Source organism: Burkholderia sp. S-53, assembly GCF_025560745.1.
Classification (GTDB): Bacteria; Pseudomonadota; Gammaproteobacteria; order Burkholderiales; family Burkholderiaceae; genus Burkholderia; species Burkholderia pyrrocinia.
The window spans coordinates 70,712-95,710 of record NZ_CP090484.1 but is presented as its reverse complement, the minus strand read 5'-3'; the positions used below and the strand labels follow the sequence as shown (position 1 = coordinate 95,710).

Below are 24,999 nucleotides of genomic sequence, written 5' to 3'. Positions count from 1 at the left end.
GCATTCAAGCGCTTTCGCTTTACTTTCCGTCACGGCTCGGCGCGAACGCCGGCCAGTGCGCATTGCGCACTGCGCATCGACGTCGGCCGCGCATGCCGATCGCGGGCGATGGGCAACACGCGCGGTGCTGCGTGTGCCCCGCCTCCCTCACACCTGGATCGAAGGCACATCCTTCATGCAGCGCAGTGCGAACATCGAGCGGCTGTGACGGATGCTCGAGATCCTGTACAGCTTTTCGCGCAGGAACCGCTCGTAGCCGGCCGTGCCGTCCACGGCGACCTTGATCCAGTAGTCGTACTCGCCCGACACCAGATACGCCTCGAGCACTTCCGGCAGCGCCGCCAGTTCGGCGCCGAAACGCGCCAGCGCATCGTCTTCGTGGCGATCGAGCGTGACTTCGAGGATCACGATGTCCGCGTAGCCGAGCATGCGCTGGTTGACGAGCGCGACGTAACCGTCGATGTAGCCGTCGGCTTCGAGCTGCCGCGTGCGGTTCCAGCACGCGGTCGTCGACATGCCGATCTGTTCGGCCAGTTCGGCGTTCGACAGGCGCGCATTTTTCTGCAATGCACCAAGGATCTTGCGGTCCTGATTGTCGAGCGTTTTCGGCGTGCGTTCGCGGTTGGCCATGATGAGAGGAATCTTCTACTGAAAATCGGCATTCTATCTGAACAGGATTCCGGTTTCAGACCCGTTTCGCCGGAAAACAGGAAGCCTTTTAACCGGCCAGCTTGATACATTTTCTCCATGCCTGTTGCCCGGCACGCTCCCCGCGACAACCCCTTCGCACCGGGACGCACGGCCGCAATCACGAGTTGCGGTGCCGGACAGCAGGCATGCGATTCCCCGCCGCCCGCACGCCTATCCGACCGCGTGCGGAGCCGGTGCCTGCGTCCCCGTTCTTGCCCTTCCCGTCATGTCGTTCAGGCTTTATCTGTCGTTCCTCGCTGCTTCCGTCGTTCTCATCTACGCGCCCGGCCCCGTCAACCTGCTCACGATGAACCAGGCGCTACGCGCCGGCTGGCGCCGCGCGCTGCCGTGCGTGTGGGGCGGCACGCTCGCCGTGCTGCTGCAACTCGCGCTGACCGCGCTGTGCCTGAATTCGCTGGTCCACCTCGACGAACACGCGCTGACCGTGCTGCGCTGGGCCGGCGCCGCATATCTCGTGTGGCTCGGCGGCAAGCAATGGCTCAGCCGCGCACCGGCAAACGCGCCGGCCGCATCGGCGGAAGCCGGCGCCGCGATCGTCCCGCAGGACACCGACACCGGACGCGCGCTGTTCTGGCGCGGCGTCGCGACGTCGGGCCTGAATCCGAAGACGCTGCTGTTCTTTCCGTCGTTCTTTCCGCAGTTCATCAGCCCGAATGCCGACTGGAGCCTGAATCTTCAATTCGTGCTGCTCGCCGCGACATTCGCGCTGCTGTTCGCGGGCGGCGTCGCGTCGATGGCGCTGTTCTCGCACCGGCTGAGCCGCGCGTTGCAGCGGCCGGCTCGGATGCGCGCGATGAACCGCGTGACGGGCGGGCTGCTCGTCGGGATGGGCGCGATCATGGTCGGCTGGAACTGAGCGAACAGCGCATCCTCGAACGGCTGCGCTTCTTGACACCGGACATGGCGTTCTCGCCGCAGCGACTCGCGGACGAACTGCTCGCGCGCACGCTCAACGACGAACCGGTCGACAAGCCGGTGATCCTGCACCTGCTGTTCGGCACGGCAGACGCCGCATGATGCCGTGAGACGGTGAGACGGTGTGACCGTGTGACCGTGTGACCGTGTGACCCGCGGCGGCCGGTACAATTGCGCGATGTCCGAATTGCTCACTTACGGCGGCCTGTTCGCCGTGTCGATGGTCGCCGCGACGCTGTTGCCGCTCCAGTCCGAAGCCGTGCTCGCCGGCCTGCTGCTCGCCGGGCGCGAACCCGTGTGGGCGCTGGTGCTCGTCGCCAGCATCGGCAACGTCGCCGGCTCCGCGATCAACTGGGCGCTCGGGCGCGGCATCGAGCATTTCCGCGACCGCCGCTGGTTTCCCGTCAAGCCGTCCGCGCTCGCGCGCGCCGAGCGCTGGTATGCGCGCTACGGCCGCTGGTCGCTGCTGCTGAGCTGGGCGCCGGTGATCGGCGATCCGCTGACGATGATCGCCGGCGTGCTGCGCGAGCCGCTGCCGACCTTTCTCGCAATCGTCACGCTCGCGAAGGTCGGCCGCTATCTGGCGGTCGCGTGGCTCGTGACGGCCTGACGCGGCCTTTCCTGCGTCGACGGCGCCGGCTCGCGCCGCCACCGGCTTCGCACCGCTAAAGAATTCGCCAAAGCTGCCGTATTCCTTACGATGTGCGGTGACGCGTGCGTTCCGCCCCTCTCCCTCCCCACTCAGGATGCCGTATGAGATTGACCCAATTGGGCCGGGTGAGCGTCGGCGCGCGCCTTGCCGCGCTGGCGTGCGCGCTTGTCGCACTGCTGTTCACCGTTTTCGCGTGGGCGCTCGCCCATTTTGCCAGCCAGCAACTCGCGGACGAGGCGCACGCGCGAATCGCCGACAAGGAGCAGTCGATCCGTGCGATGGTCGAGATGTTCGACAAGGCGCTGTCGGCCGAAGCCGGTCGCTCGATGTCGCTGTTCGCGAGTTTCCTCCCGGCCGATTTCTCGCTCGACCCGGCGCGCACCGTCGACATCGGCGGCGTCGCCGCGCCCACGCTTTCCGCGGGCGGCCAGCCCCTCGACCTCGATTACTCGATTCCCGACCAGTTCCTGAAGAAAAGCGGCGCGATCGCGACGATCTTCGCGCGCGACGGCGACGATTTCGTGCGCATCACGACGTCGCTGAAAAAACAGGACGGGGCACGCGCGGTCGGCACGCGCCTCGATCGCGCGAGCCCCGCGTACGCGCCGCTCGTCGCCGGGCACAGCTACACGGGCCTCGCCAAACTGTTCGGCCGGTCGTACATCACGCAGTACAAGCCGGTCACCGACGCAACCGGCCGCGTGATCGGCGCACTGTTCGTCGGTCTCGACGTCGGCGCCGAGCTGCAAGTCGTCCAGGACGGCATCCGTGCGTTGAAGGTCGGCGAGAACGGCTACTACTTCGTGCTCGACGCATCGCCGGGCGCAGCGCGCGGCACCCTCGTCGTCCATCCCGACGCAGCCGGCCAGCGCGTCGACGACACGCGCGCGCCGTACACGCAGATGCTCGCGGCCGGCCAGGGCCGGCTCGCGTATACGTCGACCGACCCGGCCGCGCACGACGGCCAGCCAACCGGGAAATTCGTGTCGTTCACGACGATTCCGCAGTGGCAATGGCTGGTCGGCGGCATCGCGGTCAACGACGAACTGCTCGCCGGCATGCGCACCCTCCGCGACCGCTTCCTGATGATCGCAGCCGTGCTCGTCGCGGCGTTCGCAGCGCTGTTCGTCGTCGTCGTGAGGCGCGTCGTGAGCCGGCCGCTCGACGCGGCGGCACGTGCTTCCGAACGCTACGCGGCGGGCGACCTCAGCGTGCGGATCCGCGACGGCGACGCGGCACGCAGCGCAGCGGGCAACGACGAAATCGGCCGGCTCGTGCAGGCAGTCGACGGGATCGGCGACGGCCTGGCGCGGATCGTCGCACAGGTGCGCAGCGGCTCGGCCGGCATCGCGCGCGGCATGGTCGGCATCGCGGCGGGCAGCGGCGACATCGCCGCGCGGATCGCGACGCAGGCGAGCAGCGTCGAACAGACGGCCGCCAGCATGGAGCAGATCACGGCCGCCGTGCAGCAGAACGCCGAGCACGCGGCGCAAGCGAACACGCTGGTCGCGAACGCGTCGGCCGCCGCGACCGACGGCGACGCGGCGGTGCAGCGCGTGGTCGCAACGATGGACGAAATCGGCCGCGCAACGCGCCGGATCGCCGAAATCACGAGCGCGATCGAAGGCATCGCATTCCAGACCAACATCCTGGCGCTGAACGCAGCCGTCGAGGCCGCCCGCGCGGGCGAGCACGGCAAGGGCTTCGCGGTGGTCGCGGCCGAAGTGCGCGCGCTCGCGCAGCGCAGCGCGGCCGCGGTCAAGGAAATCGACGCGCTGAGCGCCGAATCGTCGACGACCGTCGAACAGGGTTACCGAATCGCCGACGCGGCGCGCGGCACGATGCGCGACATCGTCGCCCGCGTCGATCAGGTCCGCACGCTGATCGGCGAGATCAGCACCGCGTCGCGAGAGCAATCGGCCGGCATCGAGCAGGTGAACCAGGCCGTCACGCAGATCGGGGAAGCCACGCAGCAGAACGCGACGCTGATCTCGAATGCCGAACGCGCGGCCGTCGCACTGCGCGACCAGGCCGCGCAACTGTCGGAAGCCGTCAGCGTGTTCCGGCTCGCGCGCGACGCATGAGCGTCGACCGGCGGCGGGCGACCGGCTGCGGGCGGTGGCCGCTCGCTGCCTACTTCTTGTCCCCCGCCAGGTCGATCGCCTTGTCCGACCCGACCGCATTGCGCAGCTGGAACTTCTGGATCTTGCCGGTCGACGTCTTCGGCAGCTCGCCGAAGCGCACGGCCTTCGGCACCTTGAAGCCCGCGAGCAGTTGCCTGCAGTGCGCGACGATTTCCTCCTCGGTCGCGCTCGCGCCTTCGCGCAGCTCGACGAACGCACACGGCACCTCGCCCCATTTCGGGTCGGGCATCGCAACGACAGCCGCAACCGCGACGGCCGGATGCCGATACAGCGCATCCTCGACCTCGATGCTCGAGATGTTCTCGCCGCCCGAAATGATGATGTCCTTGCGGCGGTCCTTGATGCGGATATAGCCGTCCGGCGTCAGCACGCCCAGATCGCCCGTATGGAACCAGCCGCCGTGGAACGCCTCGTCGGTCGCCTTCGGGTTCTTCAGATAGCCCTTCATGCAGATGTTGCCGCGGAACATGATCTCGCCGAGCGTCTCGCCGTCGGCCGGCACCGGCGCCATCGTGTCGGGATCGAGCACCGTCGCGCCCGCTTCGAGGTGGTAGCGCACGCCCTGGCGCGCATTGAGCCGCGCACGCTCTTCATCGGGCAGCGCGTCCCAGTGCGACTGCTGCGCGCACACGGTCGCCGGGCCGTAAACCTCGGTCAGCCCGTACACGTGCAGCAGGTCGAAGCCGATCTCCTTCATCTTCGCGATCACGGCCGGCGCGGGCGCCGCGCCCGCGACCATTGCGTGCACCGTATGGTCGATCCCTTCGCGGAATTCGGCCGGCGCGTTCGCGATCGCGCTCTGCACGATCGGCGCGCCGCAATAGTGCGTGATGCGTTCGCGGCGAATCAGGTCGAACACGGTCTTCGCGTCGAACTTGCGCAGGCATACGTTCACGCCGGCGCGCGCCGCGACGGCCCACGGGAAGCACCAGCCGTTGCAGTGGAACATCGGCAGCGTCCACAGATACACCGCGTGCTTCGGCATGTCCCATTCGAGGATGTTGCTGATCGCCGCCAGATGCGCGCCGCGATGGTGGTAGACCACGCCCTTCGGGTCGCCGGTCGTGCCCGACGTGTAGTTCAGCGCGATCGCGTCCCATTCGTCGGCGGGCGGCGTCCATGCGTAGTCGGCATCGCCGCCGGCGACGAACGCTTCATAGTCGGTCGCGCCCGCGAACCGGTCGGGATCGGCCGGCATCGCGTCGGCAACGCTGACGATCTTCAGGCCCGGCACCTCGAGCGCCGCGCGATGTGCAAGCTCCGCGTACTCGGTATCGACGATCAGCACCTTCGCCTCGCCGTGACGCAGCATGAACAGCACCGACGGCACGTCGAGCCGCGTGTTGATCGTGTTCAGCACCGCGCCGGCCATCGGCACGCCGAAGTGCGCCTCGACCATCGCCGGAATGTTCGGCAGCATCGCCGCGACGGTGTCGCCGCGCTCGACGCCGGCCCGCGCGAGCGCGCTCGCCAGCTGCTTCGCGCGCGTGTAGGTCTCGCCCCACGTGCGCCGCACGTCGCCGTGCACGATCGCGAGACGCTCGCCGTAGACTTCGGCCGTCCGGACCAGGAAGTCGATCGGGGTGAGCGGTACGTAATTGGCATCGCGGCGGCCGAGCCCGGCCTCGAACATCTGCGTCATGATCCTGTCTCCCGTGTTCTGTCGACCGGTGTGCATGCACCCCGGATCGTTTTGATGTGGTTCAATTGCCGACAGCCTAACGGGCATTATTGTGAGCGGTCTGTCGTCGAAACGACAGAGTGCCTTTCGAGCGCTGCGCGTTATCCCTAACCTCGCAAACCCGCACCCATGCACGACCACCTCGTTGCGCCGCCCGACGCGGCCGCCCACCCGGCCGACGCGCAGCCCGAGCCGGGCCTGCTGCCGGCGCTGTCGACGCTGTTCCGCCAGTGCGCGTGGTTCCGCACGCTCGCGCCCGAACACCAGGCGCTGGTGCTCGCGCAGTCGCGCGTCGAGCAGTGCGAGGCCGGCGACGTGATCGCGCACCGGCTCGCGCCGTCCGAATACTGGATCGGCGTGCATCGCGGGCTGCTGAAGCTGGCGATCTTCAACGCGTCGGGGCGTGGCTGCACGTTTTCCGGCGTGCCGTCGGGCGGCTGGTTCGGCGAAGGCAGCGTGATCAAGCGCGAACTGCGCAAGTACGAGGTCGTCGCGATCCAGCGCTCGACCGTGCTGTTCGTGCCGGTCGACACGTTCCATGCGCTGCTCGACACGAGCCTGCCGTTCACGCGCTTCGTGATCCATCAGTTGAACAACCGGATGGGCGAATTCATCGCGTCGATCCAGAACAGCCGGCTGCTCGACGTCGATGCGCGCGTCGCGCAGTCGCTCGCGCAACTCTTCAACCCGGACCTGTATCCGGACACCGGCCCGTCGCTGTCGATCTCGCAGGAGGAACTGGGCATGCTCGTCGGCGTGTCGCGGCAGCGGATCAACCAGGCGCTGCAGCAACTCGAGAAACTCGGTGTGCTGCGGCTCGCGTACAACCAGATCGACGTCGTCGATCCGGGTGCGCTCGCGCGCGTCGGGATGGAGCAGATCTGAGCGCGGCGCGATGAGCGAAACCGGCGCCGGCACGACACGCGCAGCCGTTGCCGCAGCCGTTCGCGGGTCGCAGCATGCGCATGTCTTCCGTCTGCAGAATCGGCCGACCGCTACCGCGGCACAACCTGACAATTCCGCCAGTTTCGCGACAGTAACCCGTTCCATGCCGACGCCTATCATTCGGGTTCCCTTCACCGACGCCTGATCACCGCCTGACCCGCCGCCTCCATGTGGATTGTCAATCTCGCGCTCAGGCGCCCCTACACGTTCATCGTCATGGCCATCATGATCGTGCTGGCCACCCCGCTTGCGCTGATGCGCACGCCGGTCGACGTGCTGCCCGCGATCAACATTCCCGTGATCAGCGTGATCTGGAATTACGGCGGCTTCTCCGCGACGGAGATGACGAACCGGATCACGGCCGTCCATGAACGGATCCTGACGACGACCGTCAACAACATCCAGCATGTCGAGTCGACGTCGCTGCCCGGCATCGCGGTCGTGAAGGTGTTCCTGCAGCCCGGCGCGAACGTGCAGACGGCGATCGCGCAGACGGTCTCGTCCGCGCAGGCGATCGTGCGGCAGATGCCGCAGGGCGCGACGCCGCCGCTCGTGATCACCTATTCCGCGTCGAGCATCCCGGTGATTCAGCTCGGGCTGTCGAGCCAGACGCTCAGCGAGCAGTCGCTCGCCGACATCGCGCTGAACTTCCTGCGCCCGCAGCTGATCACGGTTCCGGGCGTGCAGATCCCGTTCCCGTATGGCGGCCGCACGCGCGTGGTCGCGATCGACATCGACCCGCAGGCGCTGCTCGCGAAAGGGCTCACGCCGGCCGACATCGTCAACGCGGTCAACACGCAGAACCTCGTGCTGCCGACCGGCACCGCGAAGATGGGCCAGACCGAATACCGGATCGACACGAACGCGTCGGCCGACACCATCGCCGACATCAACAACCTGCCGGTCCAGACCGTCAACGGCGCGACGACCTACCTGCGCGAGGTCGCGGCGGTACGCGACGGCTTCGCGCCGCAGACCAACGTGGTGCGCCAGAACGGCCAGCGCGGCGTGCTCGTGTCGATCCTGAAAAGCGGCGACGCGTCGACGCTCAAGGTCGTGTCGGACCTGAAGACGCTGCTGCCGAAGGTGATCCCGACGCTGCCCGAGGGGCTCACGATCACGCCGCTGTTCGACCAGTCGGTGTTCGTCAACGCGGCCGTGCAGGGCGTGATCCACGAGGCGCTGATCGCGGCCGTGCTGACCGCGATGATGATCCTGCTGTTCCTCGGCAACTGGCGCAGCACGCTGATCATCGCGATCTCGATTCCGCTGTCGATCTTCACGTCGCTGATCGCGCTGTCGGCGCTCGGCGAGACCATCAACATCATGACGCTCGGCGGGCTCGCGCTCGCGGTCGGGATCCTGGTCGACGACGCGACCGTCACGATCGAGAACATCGAGCGGCACCTGCATCTCGGCACGCGCCGGGCCGCCCCAAGCGTGCCGAGCGCCCCCCTCGGGGGGCAGCGACCGACGGGAGCGTGGGGGTCGTCGTTCAGCACGGACCTGCACGAGGCGATCCTCGAAGGCGCCGGCGAAATCGCGGTGCCCGCGTTCGTGTCGACGCTGTGCATCTGCATCGTGTTCGTGCCGATGTTCTTCCTGACGGGCGTCGCGCGCTACCTGTTCGTGCCGCTCGCGGAAGCCGTCGTGTTCGCGATGCTCGCGTCGTACGTGCTGTCGCGCACGCTCGTGCCGACGCTCGCGATGCTGCTGTTCCGCCCGCAGCAGGCCAGCACCGGCCCCGACCATGCGACGTCGCGTTTCGCGCGCGTGCATCATGCGTTCAACAACGCGTTCGAGGGGCTGCGCGCGTGGTACATCGTGCTGCTCAGCATGCTGCTCGTGCGCCGCCGCTTCTACGCGATGTGCTTCCTCGGCTTCTGCGTGCTGTCGACGGGCCTCGTGTTCGCGCTCGGCCGCGACTTCTTCCCGAACGCCGATTCCGGCAACATCCGGCTGCACATGCGCGCACCGACCGGCTACCGGATCGAGGAAACCGCGCGTCTCGCCGACCAGGTCGAGCGCGTGATCCGCGAAGCCGTGCCGCCCGAAGAGCTCGGCGCGATCGTCGACAACCTCGGCCTGCCCGTGAGCGGCATCAACCTGTCGTACAGCAATGCCGGCACGATCGGCACGCTCGACGGCGAGCTGCTGATCGCGCTGAAGCCCGGCCACCGCGCGACCCAGCACTACGTGCAGACGCTGCGCAAGCTGCTGCCGGAACGCTTCCCGGGCGTCGAATTCTTCTTCCAGCCGTCGGACATCATCACGCAGATCCTCAACTTCGGTCAGCCGGCCGCGATCGACGTGCAGGTGCTCGGCAACGATCTCGCGAGTAACATGACTATCGCGAGCAACCTGATGAAAAAGGTCAGGCAAATCCCCGGCGCCGTCGACGTGCACGTGCTGCAACGCAACGACGAGCCGACCCTGCTGGCCGACATGGATCGTACGCGCATGCAGCAGCTCAATCTCTCCGCGCAGAACGTCGCGCAGAACATGCTGATCTCGCTGTCCGGCAGTTCGCAGACAACACCGTCGTTCTGGATCAACCCGAGAACCGGCGTCCAGTACCCGCTGCAGATCCAGACCCCGCAATACAGCATCTCGTCGGTCGACGACCTGCTCGGCACGCCGATTTCGGCGAGCGGCCGCACGGGCATGCCGCCGCAACTGCTCGGCAACCTCGTGCAGGTGCGCACCGCCGCGAACCCGGCCGTGATCACGCACTACAACATCCGCCCGGCGATCGACCTGTACGTGAGCGTCGAGGGCCGCGACCTCGGCTCGGTCGCGGGCGAGATCGACCGCATCGTGTCCGACATGCGCGCGAGCCTGCCGCGCGGCACCGACCTGACGATGCGCGGCCAGATCGAGACGATGCGCACGTCGTATATCGGCCTCGGCGCGGGCGTCGCGATGGCGATCGTGCTCGTCTACCTGCTGATCGTCGTCAATTTCCAGTCGTGGCTCGACCCGCTGATCATCATCAGCGCGATGCCCGCCGCACTCGCCGGCATCGCGTGGATGCTGTTCATCACCGGCACGCACCTGAGCGTGCCCGCGCTGACGGGCGCGATCATGACGGTGGGCGTCGCGACCGCGAACAGCATTCTCGTGGTGTCGTTCGCGCGCCAGCGCCTCGCGGCCGGCGCGCCGCCGCTCACGGCCGCGCTGGAAGCCGGCGCGACGCGGATCCGGCCGGTGCTGATGACGGCGCTCGCGATGATCATCGGGATGGTGCCGATGGCGCTCGGCCTCGGCGAAGGCGCCGAGCAGAACGCGCCGCTCGGCCGCGCGGTGATCGGCGGGCTGCTGTTCGCGACCGTTTCGACTTTGCTGTTCGTGCCGCTCGTGTTCGGCGGCGTGCATTCGCGGCTGGCCCGCCGGCGCGCGCGCCAGGCCGGACACTGACCTTCGCCTAAAGACCCGGTTAATTCATGGAAGAGAAACATCACAGCTCCGTCGGCATCCAGGTGGACGAACACGGCATGCACCTGCCGACGCGCACGTCGGTGTCGCGGCGCGGGCGCATCGTGCTGATCGTGATCGGCGTGCTGCTGGCCGCCGGCGCCGCGCGCACGATCGTCGTCAACGTGCTGAACCGCAACCGGCTCGACGCGATCGCCGAGCAGAACACGCGCCAGTTCGTGAACGTCGTGCACCCGGCCGACGCGGCCACCGGCGGCAAGCTGACGCTGCCCGGCACGCTGCGCGGCTTCGTCGAGGCGCCGATCTACGCGCGCGCGAGCGGCTACGTGCTGCGCTGGCAGGCCGACATCGGCGCGCACGTGAAACAGGGGCAAGTGCTCGCGGAACTCGACACGCCCGAGCTGAACCAGGAGCTCGCGCAGGCCACCGCGCAGCGCCAGCAGGCGCAGGCGGCGCTCGCGCTCGCGAAGACGTCGTTCGACCGCGCGCAGCAGTTGCGCCAGCGCGATGCGGTGTCGCAGCAGGAACTCGACGACCGCCAGGGCGCATTCAACCAGGGCACCGCGAACCTCGCCGCGGCCGATGCGAACATGCGCCGGCTCACCGAGCTGAAGGGCTTCCAGCGGATCGTCGCGCCGATCGACGGGATCGTCACGCAGCGCAACGTCGACGTCGGCGATCTCGTCGGCTCCGGCAACGCGGGCCGCTCGCTGTTCACGGTCGTGCAGGCCGACCGGCTGCGCCTCTACGTGCAGGTGCCGCAGGCCTACGCGCAGCAGGTGAAGGTCGGCCAGCACGTGAGCGTCGCGCAGGCCGAGCTGCCGGGCCGGACCTTCGACGGCACGATCACGCGCACGTCCGAGGCGATCGATGTCGCGACGCGCTCGCTGCAGATCGAGATCACGCTGCCGAACCCGGATGCACGGCTGCTGCCCGGCGCGTACGTGCAGGCGACGCTGCCGATGACGCCGGTCGGCCGCCTGCAGATCCCGGCCAGTACGCTGCTGTTCCGCGCCGAAGGCCCGACGGTCGCGACCGTCGACGCGAACGGCCAGATCCGCCTGAAACCGGTGACGGTCGTGCGCACGATCGGGCAGACGCTCGAAGTCGACGGCCCGCTCACGCCGAACGACCGCCTCGTCGCGAACCCGAGCGACGCGCTCGCGAACGGCGACCCGGTCGTCGTGTCGACGCCGGCGGCAAAACCCGCATCGGCCGTCGCGGGAGCGAAGTCGTGATCGCGAAACGCGCCCGCGTGCGGCCTGCGGCGCTCGCCGCCGTCGTGGCGGCAGCCGCCCTCGCCGGCTGCACGGTCGGCCCCGACTACCGGCGCCCGGCCGTCGATACGCCGGCCGCATGGCGGCTCGACCCGGCCGACGCTTACTGGCACCCGGCCGCGCCGGCCCGCGCGCCGCTCGATCCCGCGTGGTGGACCGCGTTCGGCGATCCGCAGCTCGACGCGCTCGAAACCGACGCGCTGCGCAACAACCAGAGCCTGAAGGCCGTCGCCGCACGCTACGACCAGGCGAAGGCGACGCTCGCATCGGTCGCGTCCGCGCAGTATCCGGCGGTCGGCCTGAACGCGAGCGGCCAGCGCTTCAAGATCTCCGCCGACCGGCCGCGGACCAACTACACGACGCAAAACGCGTCGACGGTGCAGAACGACATCCAGGTCGGCGCGAGCGTCAGCTACGAACTCGACCTGTTCGGCCGCGTGCGGCGCAACGTCGAATCCGCGCAGGCCAGCACCGAGCAGGCGCACGACGATTTCGCGAACGCACGCCTCGTGCTGACCGCCGATCTCGCGTCGAGCTATTTCGCGCTGCGCGAGCTCGATACCGAGATCGACGTCGTCAGGCGTTCGATCGACCTGCAGCAGAAGGCGCTCGACTACGTGAGCGCGCGCCACGAACTCGGCGCGGTGTCGGGCCTCGACCTGCTGCAGCAGCGCTCGCAGCTCGACGCGACGCGCACCCAGGCGCAGTTGCTGAACCAGCAGCGCGCGCAGGTCGAAACCGCGATCGCAACGCTGGTCGGCACGCCGGCTCCCGCATTCTCGCTGCCGCCGCGCGTGGTGCCGATCAACGCGCCCGTGCTGCCGACCGGCATGCCGAGCGACCTGCTGCAGCGGCGCCCCGACGTCGCGTCGGCCGAGCGCGCGATGGCGGCCGCGAACGCGCAGATCGGCGTCGCGCGCGCCGCGTATTTCCCGCGCATCACGCTGTCGCCGGACCTCGGCTGGGATGCGACGCGCTTCGCGGGCCTGTTCACCGTGCCGGCGCTGCTGTGGTCGGTCGGCGCGTCGGTCAGCCAGCCGCTGTTCGAAGGCGGCAAGCTGAAGGCCGGCGTCGATTTCGCGCAGGCCGGCTATGCCGCCGCGCAGGCCAGCTACCGGCAGACCGTGCTCACCGCGTTCCAGGAGGTGCAGAATGCGGTGACGGGCCTGTCGGTGCTGGCCGACGCCGCGCAGCAGGCAGCGGCGGCCGTCGACGACGCGCGCAAGCTCGTATCGCTCGCGCAGGATCGTTACGCGGGCGGCCTGACGCCGTTCATCGACGTGCTGACGGCCCAGCAGCAACTGCTGACGAGCGAGCGCCAGGCCGTGCAGATCCAGGGCCAGCGCGCAGCGCTCGTCGTCTTTCTCGCGAAGGCGCTCGGCGGCGGCTGGGACGGCGGCGCGGCGAGCGGCCCCGCGCCGTCCGACGTCGCAGCGGCCGGCCCGCAGCGCAACGCGGGCGTCGGCCCTTAACCCGGTTACGCGGAACAAGAACATGAAAGTCCTGATCGTCGAAGACGAACCGAAAGTCGTCGAATACCTGAAGAGCGGCCTGACCGAGGAAGGCTGGGTCGTCGACACCGCGCTCGACGGCGAGGACGGCGCGTGGAAGGCCGTCGAATTCGACTACGACGTGGTCGTGCTCGACGTGATGCTGCCGAAGCTCGACGGCTTCGGCGTGCTGCGCGCGTTGCGCGCGCAGAAGCAGACGCCCGTCATCATGCTGACCGCGCGCGACCGCGTCGACGACCGCGTGCGCGGGTTGCGCGGCGGCGCCGACGACTACCTGACCAAGCCCTTCTCGTTCCTCGAGCTGATCGAACGGCTGCGCGCGCTGACGCGCCGCGCGCGCGTGCAGGAATCGACGCTGATCTCGATCGGCGACCTGCGCGTCGACCTGATCGGCCGCCGCGCGACCCGCGACGGCACGCGCCTCGACCTGACCGCGCAGGAATTCCAGCTGCTCGGCGTGCTCGCGCGGCGCAGCGGCGAGGTGCTGTCGAAGACGACGATCGCCGAACTCGTGTGGGACGTGAACTTCGACAGCAACGCGAACGTCGTCGAGACGGCGATCAAGCGCCTGCGCGCGAAACTCGACGGCCCGTTCGCGGACAAGCTGCTGCATACGATCCGCGGGATGGGCTACGTGCTCGAGGCGCGCGAGGACGGCGACACCGAGAGGTCCGCATGAAGCGCTCGATCGTCCTGCGGCTGTCCGCGATGTTCGGCATCGTGTCGCTGCTCGTGTTCACGCTGGTCGGCTGCGGGCTGTTCGTGATGATGGAGCGCCAGCTGTTCGCGGAACTGCGCGCGACGCTCGACACGCGCGCGAAGGTCGCCGAGATGATCGTGTCGCATGCGACGACGGCCGCGCGCGGGCGGCTCATGCAGGAAAAGCTGGCCGACCTCGAACCGCCGGACGGCTCGACGCACTACCAGGTCGACAGCACGAACCCGGCATTCCGCTTCGGTACGCCGGTCAACGGCGTGCCCGTCGAGCCGCCGTTCGGCGCGTTCCAGCGCTACGCGCTGAACGACAGCAGCTACCACGTGATGACGAAGACCGTCACGGTGGCCGGCAGCGGCGAGCGGCCGACGCTGAAGCTGATCGTCGCCAGCTCGTGCGAGCGCACGCAGCGGATGCTGCGCCGCTTCGGCTGGACGCTCGCCGCGCTGATCGCGACGGCCACGGTCATCACGCTGCTGCTGAGCCGTGCGGTCGCGCGCTTCGGGCTCGCGCCGCTCGACCGGCTGTCGCAGGATGCATCGGCGATCAGCCTCGCGAACCGCCGCCAGCGGCTGCAGACCGACGCGCTGCCGGCCGAGCTGCGCGACCTCGCCACCTCGTTCAACGACGCGCTCGAACGGATCCAGCAAACCTACGCGCGGCTCGAAGCGTTCAACGCCGACGTCGCGCACGAGCTGCGCACGCCGGTCAGCATCCTGATCGGCCAGACCCAGGTCGCGCTGACGAGCCGCGACCGCTCGGTCGACCGGATGCGCCAGACGCTGCAGTCGAATCTCGAGGAATTCGAGCGGCTGCGCGTGATCATCAACGACATGCTGTTCCTGTCGCGCAGCGATCGCGGCGAACGGGCGACCGACCTGAAGGACGTGTCGCTCGCCGACGAGGTGCGGCGCATGCTCGACTTCCTCGAAATCCCGCTCGACGAAGCGCAACTGCGCGCCGAACTGCATGGCGACGCGCGCGCGGCGGTCGATCCGTCGCTGTTCCGCCGCGCGATGACGAACCTGCTGATCAACGCGATCCAGCACTCGGCGCCCGGCGCGACGGTGGACGTGACGATCGCGCGCCGCGACACGCTCGTCGAGATGGCCGTGTCGAACCCCGGCGAACCGATCGACCCGGTGCAGCGTTCGCACGTGTTCGAGCGCTTCTACCGGCTCGAGGAAGCACGCGCGAACAGCAAGGAAAACCACGGGCTCGGGTTGTCGATCGTCAAGGCCGTGGCCGAGATGCATGGCGGCAGCGTGTTCGTCGCATGCTCGGGCGGCGTCAATACGTTCGGCTTCTCGGTGTCGACGCAACCCTGCACGGGCGGCCCGCTGCGCGCAGCCGATGCAGCCGATTCCGTCGGCTCGCCCGATCCGCACGCTACGCAGCGGGCGCACGCGCCGCGCGCGTTGCACTGACGGCGGCCGCGCGCCGCCGAGGGCAGTTTTCTTCAATACGGGCCAGTGCGGCTCCCGTAGTCTCGATGCGACTTTCGACATTTCGCGTGGAGACACCCGATGAGCATGCTGGTTTCGATGGCCGCGTTCGCGCTCGCCTCGTCGATCACCCCCGGTCCCGTCAATATCGTCGCGCTCAGCGCCGGCGCACGTCACGGCCTCGGCGCGAGCCTGCGCTATGCGGCCGGCGCGACGCTCGGCTTCGTCGCGCTGTTCCTGCTGATCGGCCTCGGCCTGCACGCGGCGCTCGTGCGCTGGCCCGTGCTGACGACCGCCACGCAGTGGTCGGGAATTGCGTTCCTGCTCTATATGGCGCTGCGGCTCGCGCTCGATGACGGCCAGCTGTCGGCCGACCCGGGCGTGGCCGGCCCGTCGGCGGCGGCCGGCGCGGCGATGCAGTGGCTGAATCCGAAGGCGTGGCTCGCAAGCGTGGCCGCGATGGGCGCGTATGCGGCCGATGGCGACCGCGCGCAGGTCTGGTTGTTCGCCGCGCTGTATCTGGTGATCTGTTTCGCGTCGATCGCGTGCTGGGGATATGCGGGTGCGTCGCTGCGGCACCGGCTCGCGAACGCGCGGCGGATGCGCGTGTTCAACCGGTTGATGGCGCTGCTGCTCGCGGGCAGCGCGCTCTTTCTGCTGGACGTCTAGCCGGCCTGCTCGCGAATCAGGCGATTCCGCGCATCGACGGCGCAAGCGCACTCCGCGCGCTGCCGCCCTGCCGTTCAGCTCATCGCGCTACGGTACTGACCGGGCGTCGCGGCCGCGATCCGCCTGAATGCACGCTGGAAATGCGCCTGGTCCGCGAAGCCCGCGTCGAGCGCGACCTCGGCGATCGGCCGGCCGCGGCGCAGCTCCGTGCGGCCGTACTGCACGCGGCGATCGATCAGGAAAGCATGCGGCGTCATTCCGTAGCGTGCGTTGAATGCGCGAATCAGGTACGACGGCGACAGGTCGGCCGCGGCGCAGATCGCATCGAGCGTGACGCCCTCGCGGCAATGCGCGGCGATGTAGTCGGCCGCACGCGCGAGCTTCGCGTTGTCTTCCGCGGGGCGCATGGCGGGCAGCTCGCGATCGAGCGCGCCGTGCAGTTGCGTGAAGAATTCGACCGCCGCGCTCTCCTTGCCGAGCGGATCGATGCCGGGCGCCACGAGCGTGCGGTAGAAACCGCCAAATTGCGCGAACAGGTCATGCCGCTCCGTCAACTTCGGCGAAAACCCGTGAAAATCGCTGTTCGGACTGCGGCCCAGCGAATGCTGCAGCCGCGCGAGCCATGGAACGTCGACGTAGACCATCCGGTACGCCCATGCGTCCTGGCCGTACGGATTGCACGCGTGCACCTGCTCCGGATCGATGATCACGAGCACGCCGCGCCCGACCTGCGCGTGCGTCGCGCCGTTCACGTAGGTGCTCGTACCGCCGACGATCGCGCCCAGCGAAAACGTGTCGTGCGTGTGCTTCACGTAGCAGATCGCGCGCCCGTCGTCGACGGTGCGCGCCTCGATGAACGGCAGCGCGGCGTCGCGCCAGAACGGCGACGGCACAGCGGATCGGTTGACGGAACGGCTCACGCTGCGGGCTCCCGGATCGGACGGCGAACGCACACCGTACAAGACTGCGCGAGCCGATGCAACCGGCGCCTTGCAGCGTCGGTACCGGATCGCGTCGTTTCGCCTAAGCTTTGAATTCCGGCCGCCGCGGCACGCGCGGCGGTTCCCGTTTACTCCTCTCCCGTCACGCTCATGCACATCGATCTGAAAGGCAAGACCGCGGTCGTCACCGCCTCCACCGCCGGTATCGGGCTCGCGATCGCCGAAGGGCTCGCGCGCGCCGGCGCGCGCGTCGTCGTCAACGGCCGCAGCGACGCATCGGTGCAGTCGGCGCTCGCGCAACTGCGCGCCGCCGTGCCCGGCGCGAGCCTCGATGGCGTCGCCGCCGACCTGTCCGACGCGGCCGGCGCCGCGCGCGTCACGCGGCACACGCCCGATGCCGACATCCTCGTCAACAACGCGGGCATCTACGGCCTGAAGGCGTTCTTCGACATCGACGACGCCGAATGGGAACATTACTTCCAGATGAACGTGATGTCCGGCGTGCGGCTCGCGCGGCACTATCTGAAGGGGATGATCGAGCGCAACGCCGGGCGCATCGTGTTCGTTTCGTCGGAATCGGGCCTGAACATCCCGGTCGACATGATTCACTACGGGTTCACGAAAACCGCGCAACTGTCGATCGCGCGCGGCCTCGCGAAGCTCGCGGCCGGCACCCATGTGACCGTCAACTCGGTGCTGCCGGGGCCGACGCTGTCGGAAGGCGTGCGCGCGCTGCTGAAGGAAACGGCCGACGAAACGGGCCGCAGCGTCGAGGACGTGGCCGTCGATTTCGTGCGCGCTCATCGCTCGAGCTCGATCATCCAGCGACCCGCGACGCCCGAGGAAGTCGCGAACCTGGTCGTGTACGTGTGCTCGCCGCAGGCTTCGGCGACCACGGGTGCGGCGTTGCGCGTCGACGGCGGCGTGGTCGACACGCTCGCCTGACAGTTCACGCGCGGCGCATGCCGCCGCGCTAGCGCGAAGCGGCCTTGTCCGGCTGGAGCGTGCCCTTGCGATCGGCGTCCATGCAGGTATCGAAGCCGTACTGCGTGACGACGCCGGCCTTGTCGAATACGACGAAGTAAGGCCGGTGATCGTTGCCGTGCTCGATGAAGTAGTTGTAGCAGACACCGCTGCCGCTGCGGACCATCCAGACGCTGCGCGGGTTGCCGCCGGCGCGGACGACGTCGGCGCGCGTCGCGCCATGCCGCGACGCGGCCCGCGCGAGCGGCGTGCGCGAATAAGAGAACGGTAGCCACGAGTCGAACCACGCGCAGCCGTGCAACATCAGGCAGCCGGCAGCCAGGGACAGCGTCGCCGCGGGACGGGACATCGAAATCAATCGCATGCTTGGGGAAATCTGCTGCGCCATGCCGGCGTGATCGAAAGCCCCATGCTACTAGACCTTTGGGTCCGGATCGAAAAGAAATGTAGAGATCTGTATCCGAACCGCTGCCCTGCATGCCCCGAGCGCAAGCCGGATCGTTGCCGACCGTTGCGGCCGGCGCATGCTTGCACGCGCATCCATCCCGTCGCGCCGATGCATCGAATCGGCGCGACGGCGGGCATCGTCACGCGATCCATTCGGCCCACAGCATCGTCAGCACCGTCATCAGCGCGGGGCCGACGAACAGCCCGATCAGGCCGAACGTCTCGGCGCCGCCGAGGATGCCGAACAGCACGAGCACGAACGGCAACCGCGCCGAACTGCCGATCAGCACCGGCCGCACGAAATGCTCGGCGACGAACACGACGACGAAACCGAGCACCGCCACCACCACGGCCCACATGGTCGCACCCTGAACGAACAGCCAGAGCGCCGCGCCGCAAAACACGATCGGCGCGCAGAACGGCAGCATCGCGGCGATCGCCGTGACGAGGCCGAGCAGCGCAGCATGCGGGACGCCCGCGAACGCATAGGCGACGCCGAGCAACGCACCCTCGCCGAGCCCGACGACGACGAGCCCCGTCACCGTGCCATACACGGCCTTGACCATCCGGTCGATCAGTTCCGCTCCGTTGCGACCGAACGCGCGCTGCGCGCCCTGCAGCAACGCGCCGGACAGCTTGTGGCCGGCGCGCAGGATCACGAACAGCGTGACGAGCATGAAGCCGAATTCGAGCAGCGCATGCGCGAGCTTCGTGCCGAACTGCCGGCCGAACGCGAGGAATTTCTCGCCGTTGGCGCCGTGCATCGCGCTGTCCGCATGCAGCGGATGGCCGAGGTTGGCCTGCCACCATTCGGTGATCTGCGCCGAACCGTAAGGCAGCCGGCCGACGACGTCGGGCAGCGGGATGCCGTTGTCCTGGATCGTACGCAGCCACTCGCGCAGGTCGTGCGCCTGCCCGATCGCCTGGATTGCCGCGACGGCGATCGGCAGCACGACGAGCAGCGAGATCGCCGCCGTGATGACGAGCGCGTTGACCGTTGGCCGGTTGCGGAACAGCCGGTGCGATTCGAAGCGTTTCAGCAGCGGCCACATCGCGATGGCGATCACGCACGCCCATGCGATGGCGGGAATGAAGTCGCGGATCACCCACAGCGCGAGCACCAGCAGCGCCGCATACAGCACGACGCGGGAGATCTGCTGCGCGCGCGGCTGCGCGGCGGACTCGTGAGACGACGGGACATGTGCGCCCATGGCACCTCTGTCGAAATGGAAAAATGGCGGTTCGCGCAGGCAACCGGCCTGCACGAACCGCCATTCTATCCATCGCCAGCGGATCGGCGGCGCGCGTCATGCGCGGGCCGCCGCGGCGCTAGGTTCCCGCGCCCGTTCAAGCCACCTTGTCGGCGGTCCGGTAACGCTCGAGCCAGTGTGCGTACGGCGCGGGCAGCGTCCACGACGGGCGCTCGACGCCGAGCTGCTTCGCCGCGTAGTACGGCCAGTGCGGATCGGCCAGATGCGCGCGGCCGACCATCACGAGATCGAGCTGCTGTTCGGCAACCACGCGGTTCGCCAGTTGCGGCGTGTCGATCCCCCACGCGGACGACACGGGCAGCCCGGCCTCGCGGCGCACGCGCTCGGCGATCGGCGCGAGGAACGCCGGGCCCCACGGAATCTGCGCGTCGGGCGTCGTGAAGCCGACCGACACGCTCAGCATGTCGAGCCCCTCCTGCTTCATCCGCTGCGTGAGCGCGATCGACTCGGCGAGCGTCTCTTCGTCGCGGCCGTCGTATTCGATCACGCCCAGGCGCGCGGTCAGCGGCAGATGCTCGGGCCAAACCTTGCGGACGGCCGCGAGCGTCTCGACGACGAAGCGGCCGCGGTTCTCGGCCGAACCGCCGTATTCGTCGTCGCGCCGGTTCGAATGCACCGAGAAAAAGCTCTGGCCGAGATAACCGTGCGCGAAGTGCAGTTCGAGCCATTCGAAGCCCAGGTCGCGCGCACGCTTCGCCGATGCGACGAAGTCGGCCTGCACGCGAGCGATGTCGTCGCGCGTCATTTCACGCGGCACCTTCGGCAGATGCGCGCCGAACGGCACGGCCGACGGCGCGATGGTCTGCCAGCCGCGCGGATCGCCGTCGGCGATATGGTCGTCGCCTTCCCACGGACGGTTCGCGCTCGCCTTGCGGCCCGCGTGTGCGATCTGGATGCCGGGCACCGCGCCGGCCGCCTTGATCGCCGCGACCGACGGCGCGAACGCTTCGGCCTGCGCATCGTTCCACAGCCCCGCGCAGCCCGGCGTGATCCGCCCTTCCGGCGACACGGCCGTCGCCTCCGCGATCACGAGGCCCGCGCCGCCGCGCGCGATGCCGGCCAGATGCACGTGATGCCAGTCGTTGACGACGCCGTCTTCGGCGACGTACTGGCACATCGGCGGCACCGCGATGCGGTTGCGCAGCGTGACATCCTTGAGTTTGAACGGTTCGAACAGGGCAGACATCCACGACTCCTTTGCTTGGTTCTGCAAAACGACTGGGAATTCGCCGCGCGACGCGCACGGCGCAACGATTCGGGCCGTCGGCGGGCCGGCTGCGCCCGGCGACGGATACGGAACGGCGCCGGCCTGGCCCGGCCGGCGCCAGATGCTTACCGGTGGCCGAGCTTCGCGAGCAGCGCCGCGGCGGCGGGCTCCGACGACGCGGGGTTCTGGCCCGTGATCAGCAGCCCGTCGGTGACGACATGCGGCGCCCAGTCGGCACCGCGCTCGAACGCCGCGCCGTTGGTCTTCAGCATGTCCTCGACGAGGAACGGCACGACTTCCGTCAGCTCGACGGCCGCTTCCTCGCTGTTGGTGAACCCGGTCGCGCGCTTGCCGCGCACGACCGATTCGCCGGTTGCCGGGTTCTTCACATGACGCAGCACGCCCGGCGCGTGGCAGACCGCCGCGACCGGCTTGCCGGCCGCGAGCGTGCGCTCGATCAGGCCGATCGAATGCAGATCCTCGGCGAGATCCCACAGCGGGCCGTGGCCGCCCGGGTAGAACACCGCGTCGTAGTCGTCGGCCGACACGTCGGCGAGCTTGCGCGTCGATGCAAGTTCGGCCTTGGCCGCCGGATCGGCGTCGAAGCGGCGCGTTGCATCGGTTTGCGCGGACGGATCGCTGCTTTTCGGGTCGAGCGGCGGCTGGCCGCCCTTCGGCGAAACCAGCGTCAGCTCGGCGCCCGCATCCTTGAACGCGTAGTACGGCGCGGCCAGTTCCTCGAGCCAGAAGCCTGTCTTCTTGCCGGTGTCGCCGAGCGTATCGTGCGAGGTCAGGACAACCAGAATCTTCATGATCGACACTCCTTCGAAAATGGGGGAACGGGGCCGCGCGGCCCATCATCGGCCGGCACGGCACGCCTGTCGGTTAGTCAGATACCGCGCGTCAACGTGCCGCTCGCGGATCCGAAATACCGCACGATCCTATTAGACCAGTCGTCTAGGAAGAATCCGAAAAAAACGACGGCGTCTCGCTGCACGTTCAGCATCGCAGTGCGATATGGCATTTTCGCGTCCGCGTTGCCCGAGCCGGGAGGTGTCGTCGCATTCGTCAGGACGGATGATATCCGCTGATTAGACCGGTCGTCTAGAGAACGGGCGTTCATCCCTGCAGGCGTCATGGCCTTTTCGACCGGGCACGATCCGGCAACCTCCGCCACCGATCGCGCCCTGCCCGGGCCCGTCGCGCCGGCTAGCCGCGCACCGGGCCGTCGGTATCGCCGGCTTCGATTACCGGCGCCTCGAGCCGATGCTCGCGTGCGCCGTCGTCCAGCCGCTTCAGCATCAACTCCGCCAGCGCACGCCCCGACGCATGCCCGGTCGGCTGCATGACCGCCGTCACGCGATGCGGATGCGCGAGGTCCGGCGGCACGCCGTCATAGACGATCAGCGACACGTCCTGCCCCAGGCGCAGCCCGCTGTCCACGAGCGCCCGAAACGCGCCGCTGCCCGCGATATTGTTGTCGACGAGCAGCGCCGTCGGCCGCTTGGCGTGCGCGAGCAGCGCCCGCGCGGCCTGCAGCCCGCCGTCGTGCGTAAACGGGCACTCGACGAGCAGCGCCGGATCCGGCTCGATGCCGGCTTCGCGCAATGCCGACAGATAGCCTGCGCGACGCTGCGCGGCGAAATTCAGCGCCAGCGGCGCGCTGATCATGGCAATGCGTCGATGCCCGAAACCGGTCAGCCGACGGACGGCATCGCGCGCGCCCGCCTCGTTGTCGAAATCGAACCACGCATACGGCTCGGCCGCTTGCGTGCGACCGTACGCGACGTACGGAAACGCGCTCGACTGCAGGTAGGCAATGCGCGGATCGTCGACCAGCGTGCGCGCGACAATCAGCCCGTCGACGAGCTTGCCGTCGACGATCCGCCGATAGGTGTCCAGTTCCGCATTCGGTCGCGCAGACGCGATGATGAAATCGAGATTGCGCTCGGCCAGCCGTTCGGTGATGCCCGCGACGACCTCGCCGAAACGCGGATCGCCGAGATCGCCCGCGCCGAACGGATAGACGATCCCGATCACGTCCGCCCGCCCGGTGGCGAGCCGGCGCGCGGTCGGGTCCGCCACATAGCCCATTTCCCGCGCAGCCTTCGCCACGCGTTCGCGCGTCGCCTCGCTGACGTCGTCGTAACCGTTCAACGCGCGACTGACCGTCGTTCGCGACAGCCCGAGCGCATCCGACAGCGCCTTCAGATTCACCTTCACCGTCGCTCCTCGCATTCGCCGGTCCGCCGGGTTTCCCGGGCGCCCGGACTCCGGATGCCCGTACGCCGGGCGCCCGGACTCCTCGATCGGGTAATTATTTCCATTTGGTAAGCATTACCGTCAAATAAATATCTTTTGCGTCCCAAACCGGTTTGAAATACTATCCAAACCGGTTTGGACATCGATGCCACCTTCAGCCGTTCCCTTTCACCGTCAACTGAAATAACGTCGAGATGACACACTTTCCTTTTTGCCGCACGACTGCGGCCAAACGTTTGCTGTTCGCTGGCGCGGCACTGGCCGCCTTCGCGTCCGCGTCGTCCGTTACGCACGCGCAGAGCGCCGGCGCCCCCGCGCCCACGCCGCATACGCAGCAGGCCTACGATCCCGAAGGCAACTTCACGATGCGCTGGACCCGCGCGGACATCCGCCAGATCGTCGCGCAGTCGCACACCGCAGGCGCCGACAGGAACTCGCTGCCGCAAGCGCTGACGATGCCGGACATCCCGCAGGATTTCCCGCTGATCAACTCGAACGTGTGGGTCTGGGATACCTGGCCGCTGGCCGACCTGCGCGCGAACCAGCTCAGCTACAAGGGCTGGGAGGTGATCTTCTCGCTCACCGCCGATCCGCACGCGGGCTACACGTTCGATGACCGCCACGTTCACGCGCGCATCGGCTTCTTCTACCGCCGCGCGGGCATCCCCGCGTCGCAGCGCCCCGCGAACGGCGGCTGGACCTGGGGCGGCCACCTGTTCCCGGACGGCGCGAGCGCCAAGGTGTTCGGCACCGCGCCGATGACCAACAACGCCGAATGGTCGGGCTCCGCGCGCCTCACGCACGGCGACAACGTCAGCCTCTACTACACCGCCACATCGTTCAACCGCTCGGCGCCCGGCGGGGCCGACATCACGCCGCCGCAGGCGATCATCACGCGCGCCGACGGCCACATCCATGCCGACGACAAGCACGTGTGGTTCAGCGGCTTCGACGATCACAAGGCGCTGCTGCAGCCGGACGGCAACTACTACCAGACCGGCCAGCAGAATACCTACTTCTCGTTCCGCGATCCGTTCGTGTTCACCGATCCCGCGCACCCGGGCAAGACCTACATGGTGTTCGAAGGCAATACGGGCGGCCAGCGCGGCGCTCGCACCTGCACCGAGGCCGATCTCGGCTACGCGCCGAACGATCCGTACAAGGAAGATCTCAACGCGGTGATGAATTCGGGCGCAGTGTATCAAAAGGCCAATGTCGGCCTCGCGGTCGCGACGAACCCGCAGTTGACCGAATGGAAGTTCCTGCCGCCGATCCTGTCGGCGAACTGCGTCGACGACCAGACCGAGCGCCCGCAGATCTACCTGAAGGACGGCAAGTACTACCTGTTCACGATCAGCCACCGGACGACGATGGCCGCGGGCGTCGACGGGCCGGACGGCGTGTACGGCTTCGTCGGCAACGGCATCCGCAGCGACTTCCAGCCGCTGAACGGCGGCAGCGGCCTCGTGCTCGGCAACCCGACCGATTTCTCGGCACCGGCCGGCGCGCCGTATTCGCAGGATCCGAACCAGAACCCGCGCGAATTCCAGTCGTATTCGCATTACGTGATGCCGGGCGGGCTCGTCGAGTCGTTCATCGATGCGATCGGCGCGCGGCGCGGCGGCACGCTCGCGCCGACGGTGAAGGTCAACATCAACGGCACGTCGACGGCGGTCGACCGCGCGTACGGACGCGGCGGACTCGGCGGTTACGGCGACATCCCGGCGAACCTGCCCGCGACGGGCGCCGGCCACAACGACGGCCCGGGCACCCGCCCGTAACGGCCG

Annotated in this window: 20 protein-coding genes; 12 read left to right on the top strand and 8 right to left on the bottom strand. The window is 68.5% G+C overall.

Annotated elements, in window-relative coordinates:
• Positions 1-147 precede the first annotated feature (147 nt).
• The gene (locus LXM88_RS22605) at positions 148-630 is read right to left on the bottom strand and encodes an Lrp/AsnC family transcriptional regulator (RefSeq protein ID WP_047903376.1); all 483 of its coding nucleotides are present in this window, start codon (positions 628-630) and stop codon (positions 148-150) included.
• Positions 631-916: 286 nt separating this feature from the next.
• Between LXM88_RS22605 and LXM88_RS22600 the strand changes: the two genes are divergently transcribed.
• From LXM88_RS22600 to LXM88_RS22590, 3 genes are all read left to right on the top strand, one after another.
• Positions 917-1,567 carry a LysE family translocator gene (locus LXM88_RS22600; RefSeq protein WP_262544514.1) on the top strand — a complete coding sequence of 217 codons (651 nt, stop codon included), beginning with the start codon at positions 917-919 and terminating at the stop codon, positions 1,565-1,567.
• 237 nt (positions 1,568-1,804) lie between these two features.
• Positions 1,805-2,236, top strand: coding sequence for a YqaA family protein (locus tag LXM88_RS22595; RefSeq protein WP_262544513.1), 432 nt, complete (start codon positions 1,805-1,807; stop codon positions 2,234-2,236).
• Positions 2,237-2,379: 143 nt separating this feature from the next.
• The gene (locus tag LXM88_RS22590) at positions 2,380-4,362 is read left to right on the top strand and encodes a methyl-accepting chemotaxis protein (protein ID WP_262544511.1); all 1,983 of its coding nucleotides are present in this window, start codon (positions 2,380-2,382) and stop codon (positions 4,360-4,362) included.
• 49 nt (positions 4,363-4,411) lie between these two features.
• Here the strand turns inward: LXM88_RS22590 and LXM88_RS22585 are convergent, their stop codons facing one another.
• On the bottom strand, positions 4,412-6,064 hold the full coding sequence (locus LXM88_RS22585; RefSeq protein ID WP_262544510.1) for an acyl-CoA synthetase: 1,653 nt from the start codon (positions 6,062-6,064) through the stop codon (positions 4,412-4,414).
• A 168-nt stretch (positions 6,065-6,232) separates the two neighbouring features.
• Here LXM88_RS22585 and LXM88_RS22580 point away from each other — a divergent pair, with 168 nt between their 5' ends.
• From LXM88_RS22580 to LXM88_RS22550, 7 genes are all read left to right on the top strand, one after another.
• Positions 6,233-6,988, top strand: a complete 756-nt coding sequence (locus tag LXM88_RS22580) for a Crp/Fnr family transcriptional regulator (RefSeq protein WP_262544509.1) — start codon at positions 6,233-6,235, stop codon at positions 6,986-6,988.
• 228 nt (positions 6,989-7,216) lie between these two features.
• Positions 7,217-10,465 (top strand): efflux RND transporter permease subunit, encoded by a 3,249-nt coding sequence (locus LXM88_RS22575; protein WP_262544508.1) that lies wholly within the window; start codon positions 7,217-7,219, stop codon positions 10,463-10,465.
• A 26-nt stretch (positions 10,466-10,491) separates the two neighbouring features.
• Entirely contained in the window at positions 10,492-11,721 is a 1,230-nt protein-coding gene (locus tag LXM88_RS22570) for an efflux RND transporter periplasmic adaptor subunit (protein WP_262544506.1), read from the top strand.
• Positions 11,718-13,232 carry an efflux transporter outer membrane subunit gene (locus tag LXM88_RS22565; protein WP_262544504.1) on the top strand — a complete coding sequence of 505 codons (1,515 nt, stop codon included), beginning with the start codon at positions 11,718-11,720 and terminating at the stop codon, positions 13,230-13,232. The genes LXM88_RS22570 and LXM88_RS22565 overlap by 4 nt, the downstream gene beginning before the upstream one ends.
• Before the next feature lie 22 nt (positions 13,233-13,254).
• The gene (locus LXM88_RS22560; RefSeq protein WP_065502177.1) at positions 13,255-13,950 is read left to right on the top strand and encodes a heavy metal response regulator transcription factor; all 696 of its coding nucleotides are present in this window, start codon (positions 13,255-13,257) and stop codon (positions 13,948-13,950) included.
• Complete coding sequence (locus LXM88_RS22555; RefSeq protein ID WP_262544502.1) at positions 13,947-15,413, top strand: heavy metal sensor histidine kinase; 1,467 nt, start codon at positions 13,947-13,949, stop codon at positions 15,411-15,413. Before LXM88_RS22560 ends, LXM88_RS22555 begins: the two co-directional genes overlap by 4 nt.
• Positions 15,414-15,512: 99 nt before the next feature.
• Positions 15,513-16,100: a LysE family translocator gene (locus LXM88_RS22550; protein WP_262544500.1), complete on the top strand. Its 588-nt coding sequence runs from the start codon at positions 15,513-15,515 to the stop codon at positions 16,098-16,100.
• A gap of 74 nt (positions 16,101-16,174) precedes the next feature.
• Here the strand turns inward: LXM88_RS22550 and LXM88_RS22545 are convergent, their stop codons facing one another.
• Positions 16,175-17,020, bottom strand: coding sequence for an AraC family transcriptional regulator (locus LXM88_RS22545; RefSeq protein ID WP_262544498.1), 846 nt, complete (start codon positions 17,018-17,020; stop codon positions 16,175-16,177).
• 171 nt (positions 17,021-17,191) lie between these two features.
• Here LXM88_RS22545 and LXM88_RS22540 point away from each other — a divergent pair, with 171 nt between their 5' ends.
• A complete protein-coding gene (locus tag LXM88_RS22540) occupies positions 17,192-17,986 on the top strand; it encodes an SDR family NAD(P)-dependent oxidoreductase (RefSeq protein ID WP_262544497.1) in 795 nt (264 codons plus the stop codon).
• A gap of 28 nt (positions 17,987-18,014) precedes the next feature.
• On the opposite strand, the gene LXM88_RS22535 is transcribed toward LXM88_RS22540, so the two are convergent.
• The 5 genes from LXM88_RS22535 to LXM88_RS22515 form a co-directional block, all read right to left on the bottom strand.
• On the bottom strand, positions 18,015-18,389 hold the full coding sequence (locus tag LXM88_RS22535; protein ID WP_262544496.1) for a hypothetical protein: 375 nt from the start codon (positions 18,387-18,389) through the stop codon (positions 18,015-18,017).
• Positions 18,390-18,612: 223 nt separating this feature from the next.
• The gene (locus LXM88_RS22530; protein ID WP_262544495.1) at positions 18,613-19,683 is read right to left on the bottom strand and encodes an AI-2E family transporter; all 1,071 of its coding nucleotides are present in this window, start codon (positions 19,681-19,683) and stop codon (positions 18,613-18,615) included.
• Between the two features lie 136 nt (positions 19,684-19,819).
• Positions 19,820-20,929 carry an NADH:flavin oxidoreductase/NADH oxidase gene (locus LXM88_RS22525; RefSeq protein WP_262544493.1) on the bottom strand — a complete coding sequence of 370 codons (1,110 nt, stop codon included), beginning with the start codon at positions 20,927-20,929 and terminating at the stop codon, positions 19,820-19,822.
• A 146-nt stretch (positions 20,930-21,075) separates the two neighbouring features.
• On the bottom strand, positions 21,076-21,762 hold the full coding sequence (locus LXM88_RS22520) for a type 1 glutamine amidotransferase domain-containing protein (RefSeq protein ID WP_262544492.1): 687 nt from the start codon (positions 21,760-21,762) through the stop codon (positions 21,076-21,078).
• A gap of 397 nt (positions 21,763-22,159) precedes the next feature.
• Entirely contained in the window at positions 22,160-23,188 is a 1,029-nt protein-coding gene (locus LXM88_RS22515; RefSeq protein ID WP_262544490.1) for a substrate-binding domain-containing protein, read from the bottom strand.
• A gap of 218 nt (positions 23,189-23,406) precedes the next feature.
• Here LXM88_RS22515 and LXM88_RS22510 point away from each other — a divergent pair, with 218 nt between their 5' ends.
• Entirely contained in the window at positions 23,407-24,993 is a 1,587-nt protein-coding gene (locus LXM88_RS22510) for a glycoside hydrolase family 68 protein (protein WP_262544488.1), read from the top strand.
• Positions 24,994-24,999: the final 6 nt, after the last annotated feature.

Bases quoted from the DNA above. Each gene is read 5' to 3' on its own strand.
- LXM88_RS22605 (WP_047903376.1), bottom strand. From the start codon at position 630: ATGGCCAACCGCGAACGCACGCCGAAAACGCTCGACAATCAGGACCGC.
- LXM88_RS22510 (WP_262544488.1), top strand. From the start codon at position 23,407: ATGACACACTTTCCTTTTTGCCGCACGACTGCGGCCAAACGTTTGCTG.
- LXM88_RS22550 (WP_262544500.1), top strand. From the start codon at position 15,513: ATGAGCATGCTGGTTTCGATGGCCGCGTTCGCGCTCGCCTCGTCGATC.
- LXM88_RS22600 (WP_262544514.1), top strand. From the start codon at position 917: ATGTCGTTCAGGCTTTATCTGTCGTTCCTCGCTGCTTCCGTCGTTCTC.
- LXM88_RS22560 (WP_065502177.1), top strand. From the start codon at position 13,255: ATGAAAGTCCTGATCGTCGAAGACGAACCGAAAGTCGTCGAATACCTG.
- LXM88_RS22580 (WP_262544509.1), top strand. From the start codon at position 6,233: ATGCACGACCACCTCGTTGCGCCGCCCGACGCGGCCGCCCACCCGGCC.
- LXM88_RS22585 (WP_262544510.1), bottom strand. From the start codon at position 6,064: ATGACGCAGATGTTCGAGGCCGGGCTCGGCCGCCGCGATGCCAATTAC.
- LXM88_RS22540 (WP_262544497.1), top strand. From the start codon at position 17,192: ATGCACATCGATCTGAAAGGCAAGACCGCGGTCGTCACCGCCTCCACC.
- LXM88_RS22535 (WP_262544496.1), bottom strand. From the start codon at position 18,389: ATGCGATTGATTTCGATGTCCCGTCCCGCGGCGACGCTGTCCCTGGCT.
- LXM88_RS22555 (WP_262544502.1), top strand. From the start codon at position 13,947: ATGAAGCGCTCGATCGTCCTGCGGCTGTCCGCGATGTTCGGCATCGTG.
- LXM88_RS22525 (WP_262544493.1), bottom strand. From the start codon at position 20,929: ATGTCTGCCCTGTTCGAACCGTTCAAACTCAAGGATGTCACGCTGCGC.
- LXM88_RS22520 (WP_262544492.1), bottom strand. From the start codon at position 21,762: ATGAAGATTCTGGTTGTCCTGACCTCGCACGATACGCTCGGCGACACC.
- LXM88_RS22515 (WP_262544490.1), bottom strand. From the start codon at position 23,188: ATGCGAGGAGCGACGGTGAAGGTGAATCTGAAGGCGCTGTCGGATGCG.
- LXM88_RS22530 (WP_262544495.1), bottom strand. From the start codon at position 19,683: ATGGGCGCACATGTCCCGTCGTCTCACGAGTCCGCCGCGCAGCCGCGC.
- LXM88_RS22575 (WP_262544508.1), top strand. From the start codon at position 7,217: ATGTGGATTGTCAATCTCGCGCTCAGGCGCCCCTACACGTTCATCGTC.
- LXM88_RS22570 (WP_262544506.1), top strand. From the start codon at position 10,492: ATGGAAGAGAAACATCACAGCTCCGTCGGCATCCAGGTGGACGAACAC.
- LXM88_RS22595 (WP_262544513.1), top strand. From the start codon at position 1,805: ATGTCCGAATTGCTCACTTACGGCGGCCTGTTCGCCGTGTCGATGGTC.
- LXM88_RS22590 (WP_262544511.1), top strand. From the start codon at position 2,380: ATGAGATTGACCCAATTGGGCCGGGTGAGCGTCGGCGCGCGCCTTGCC.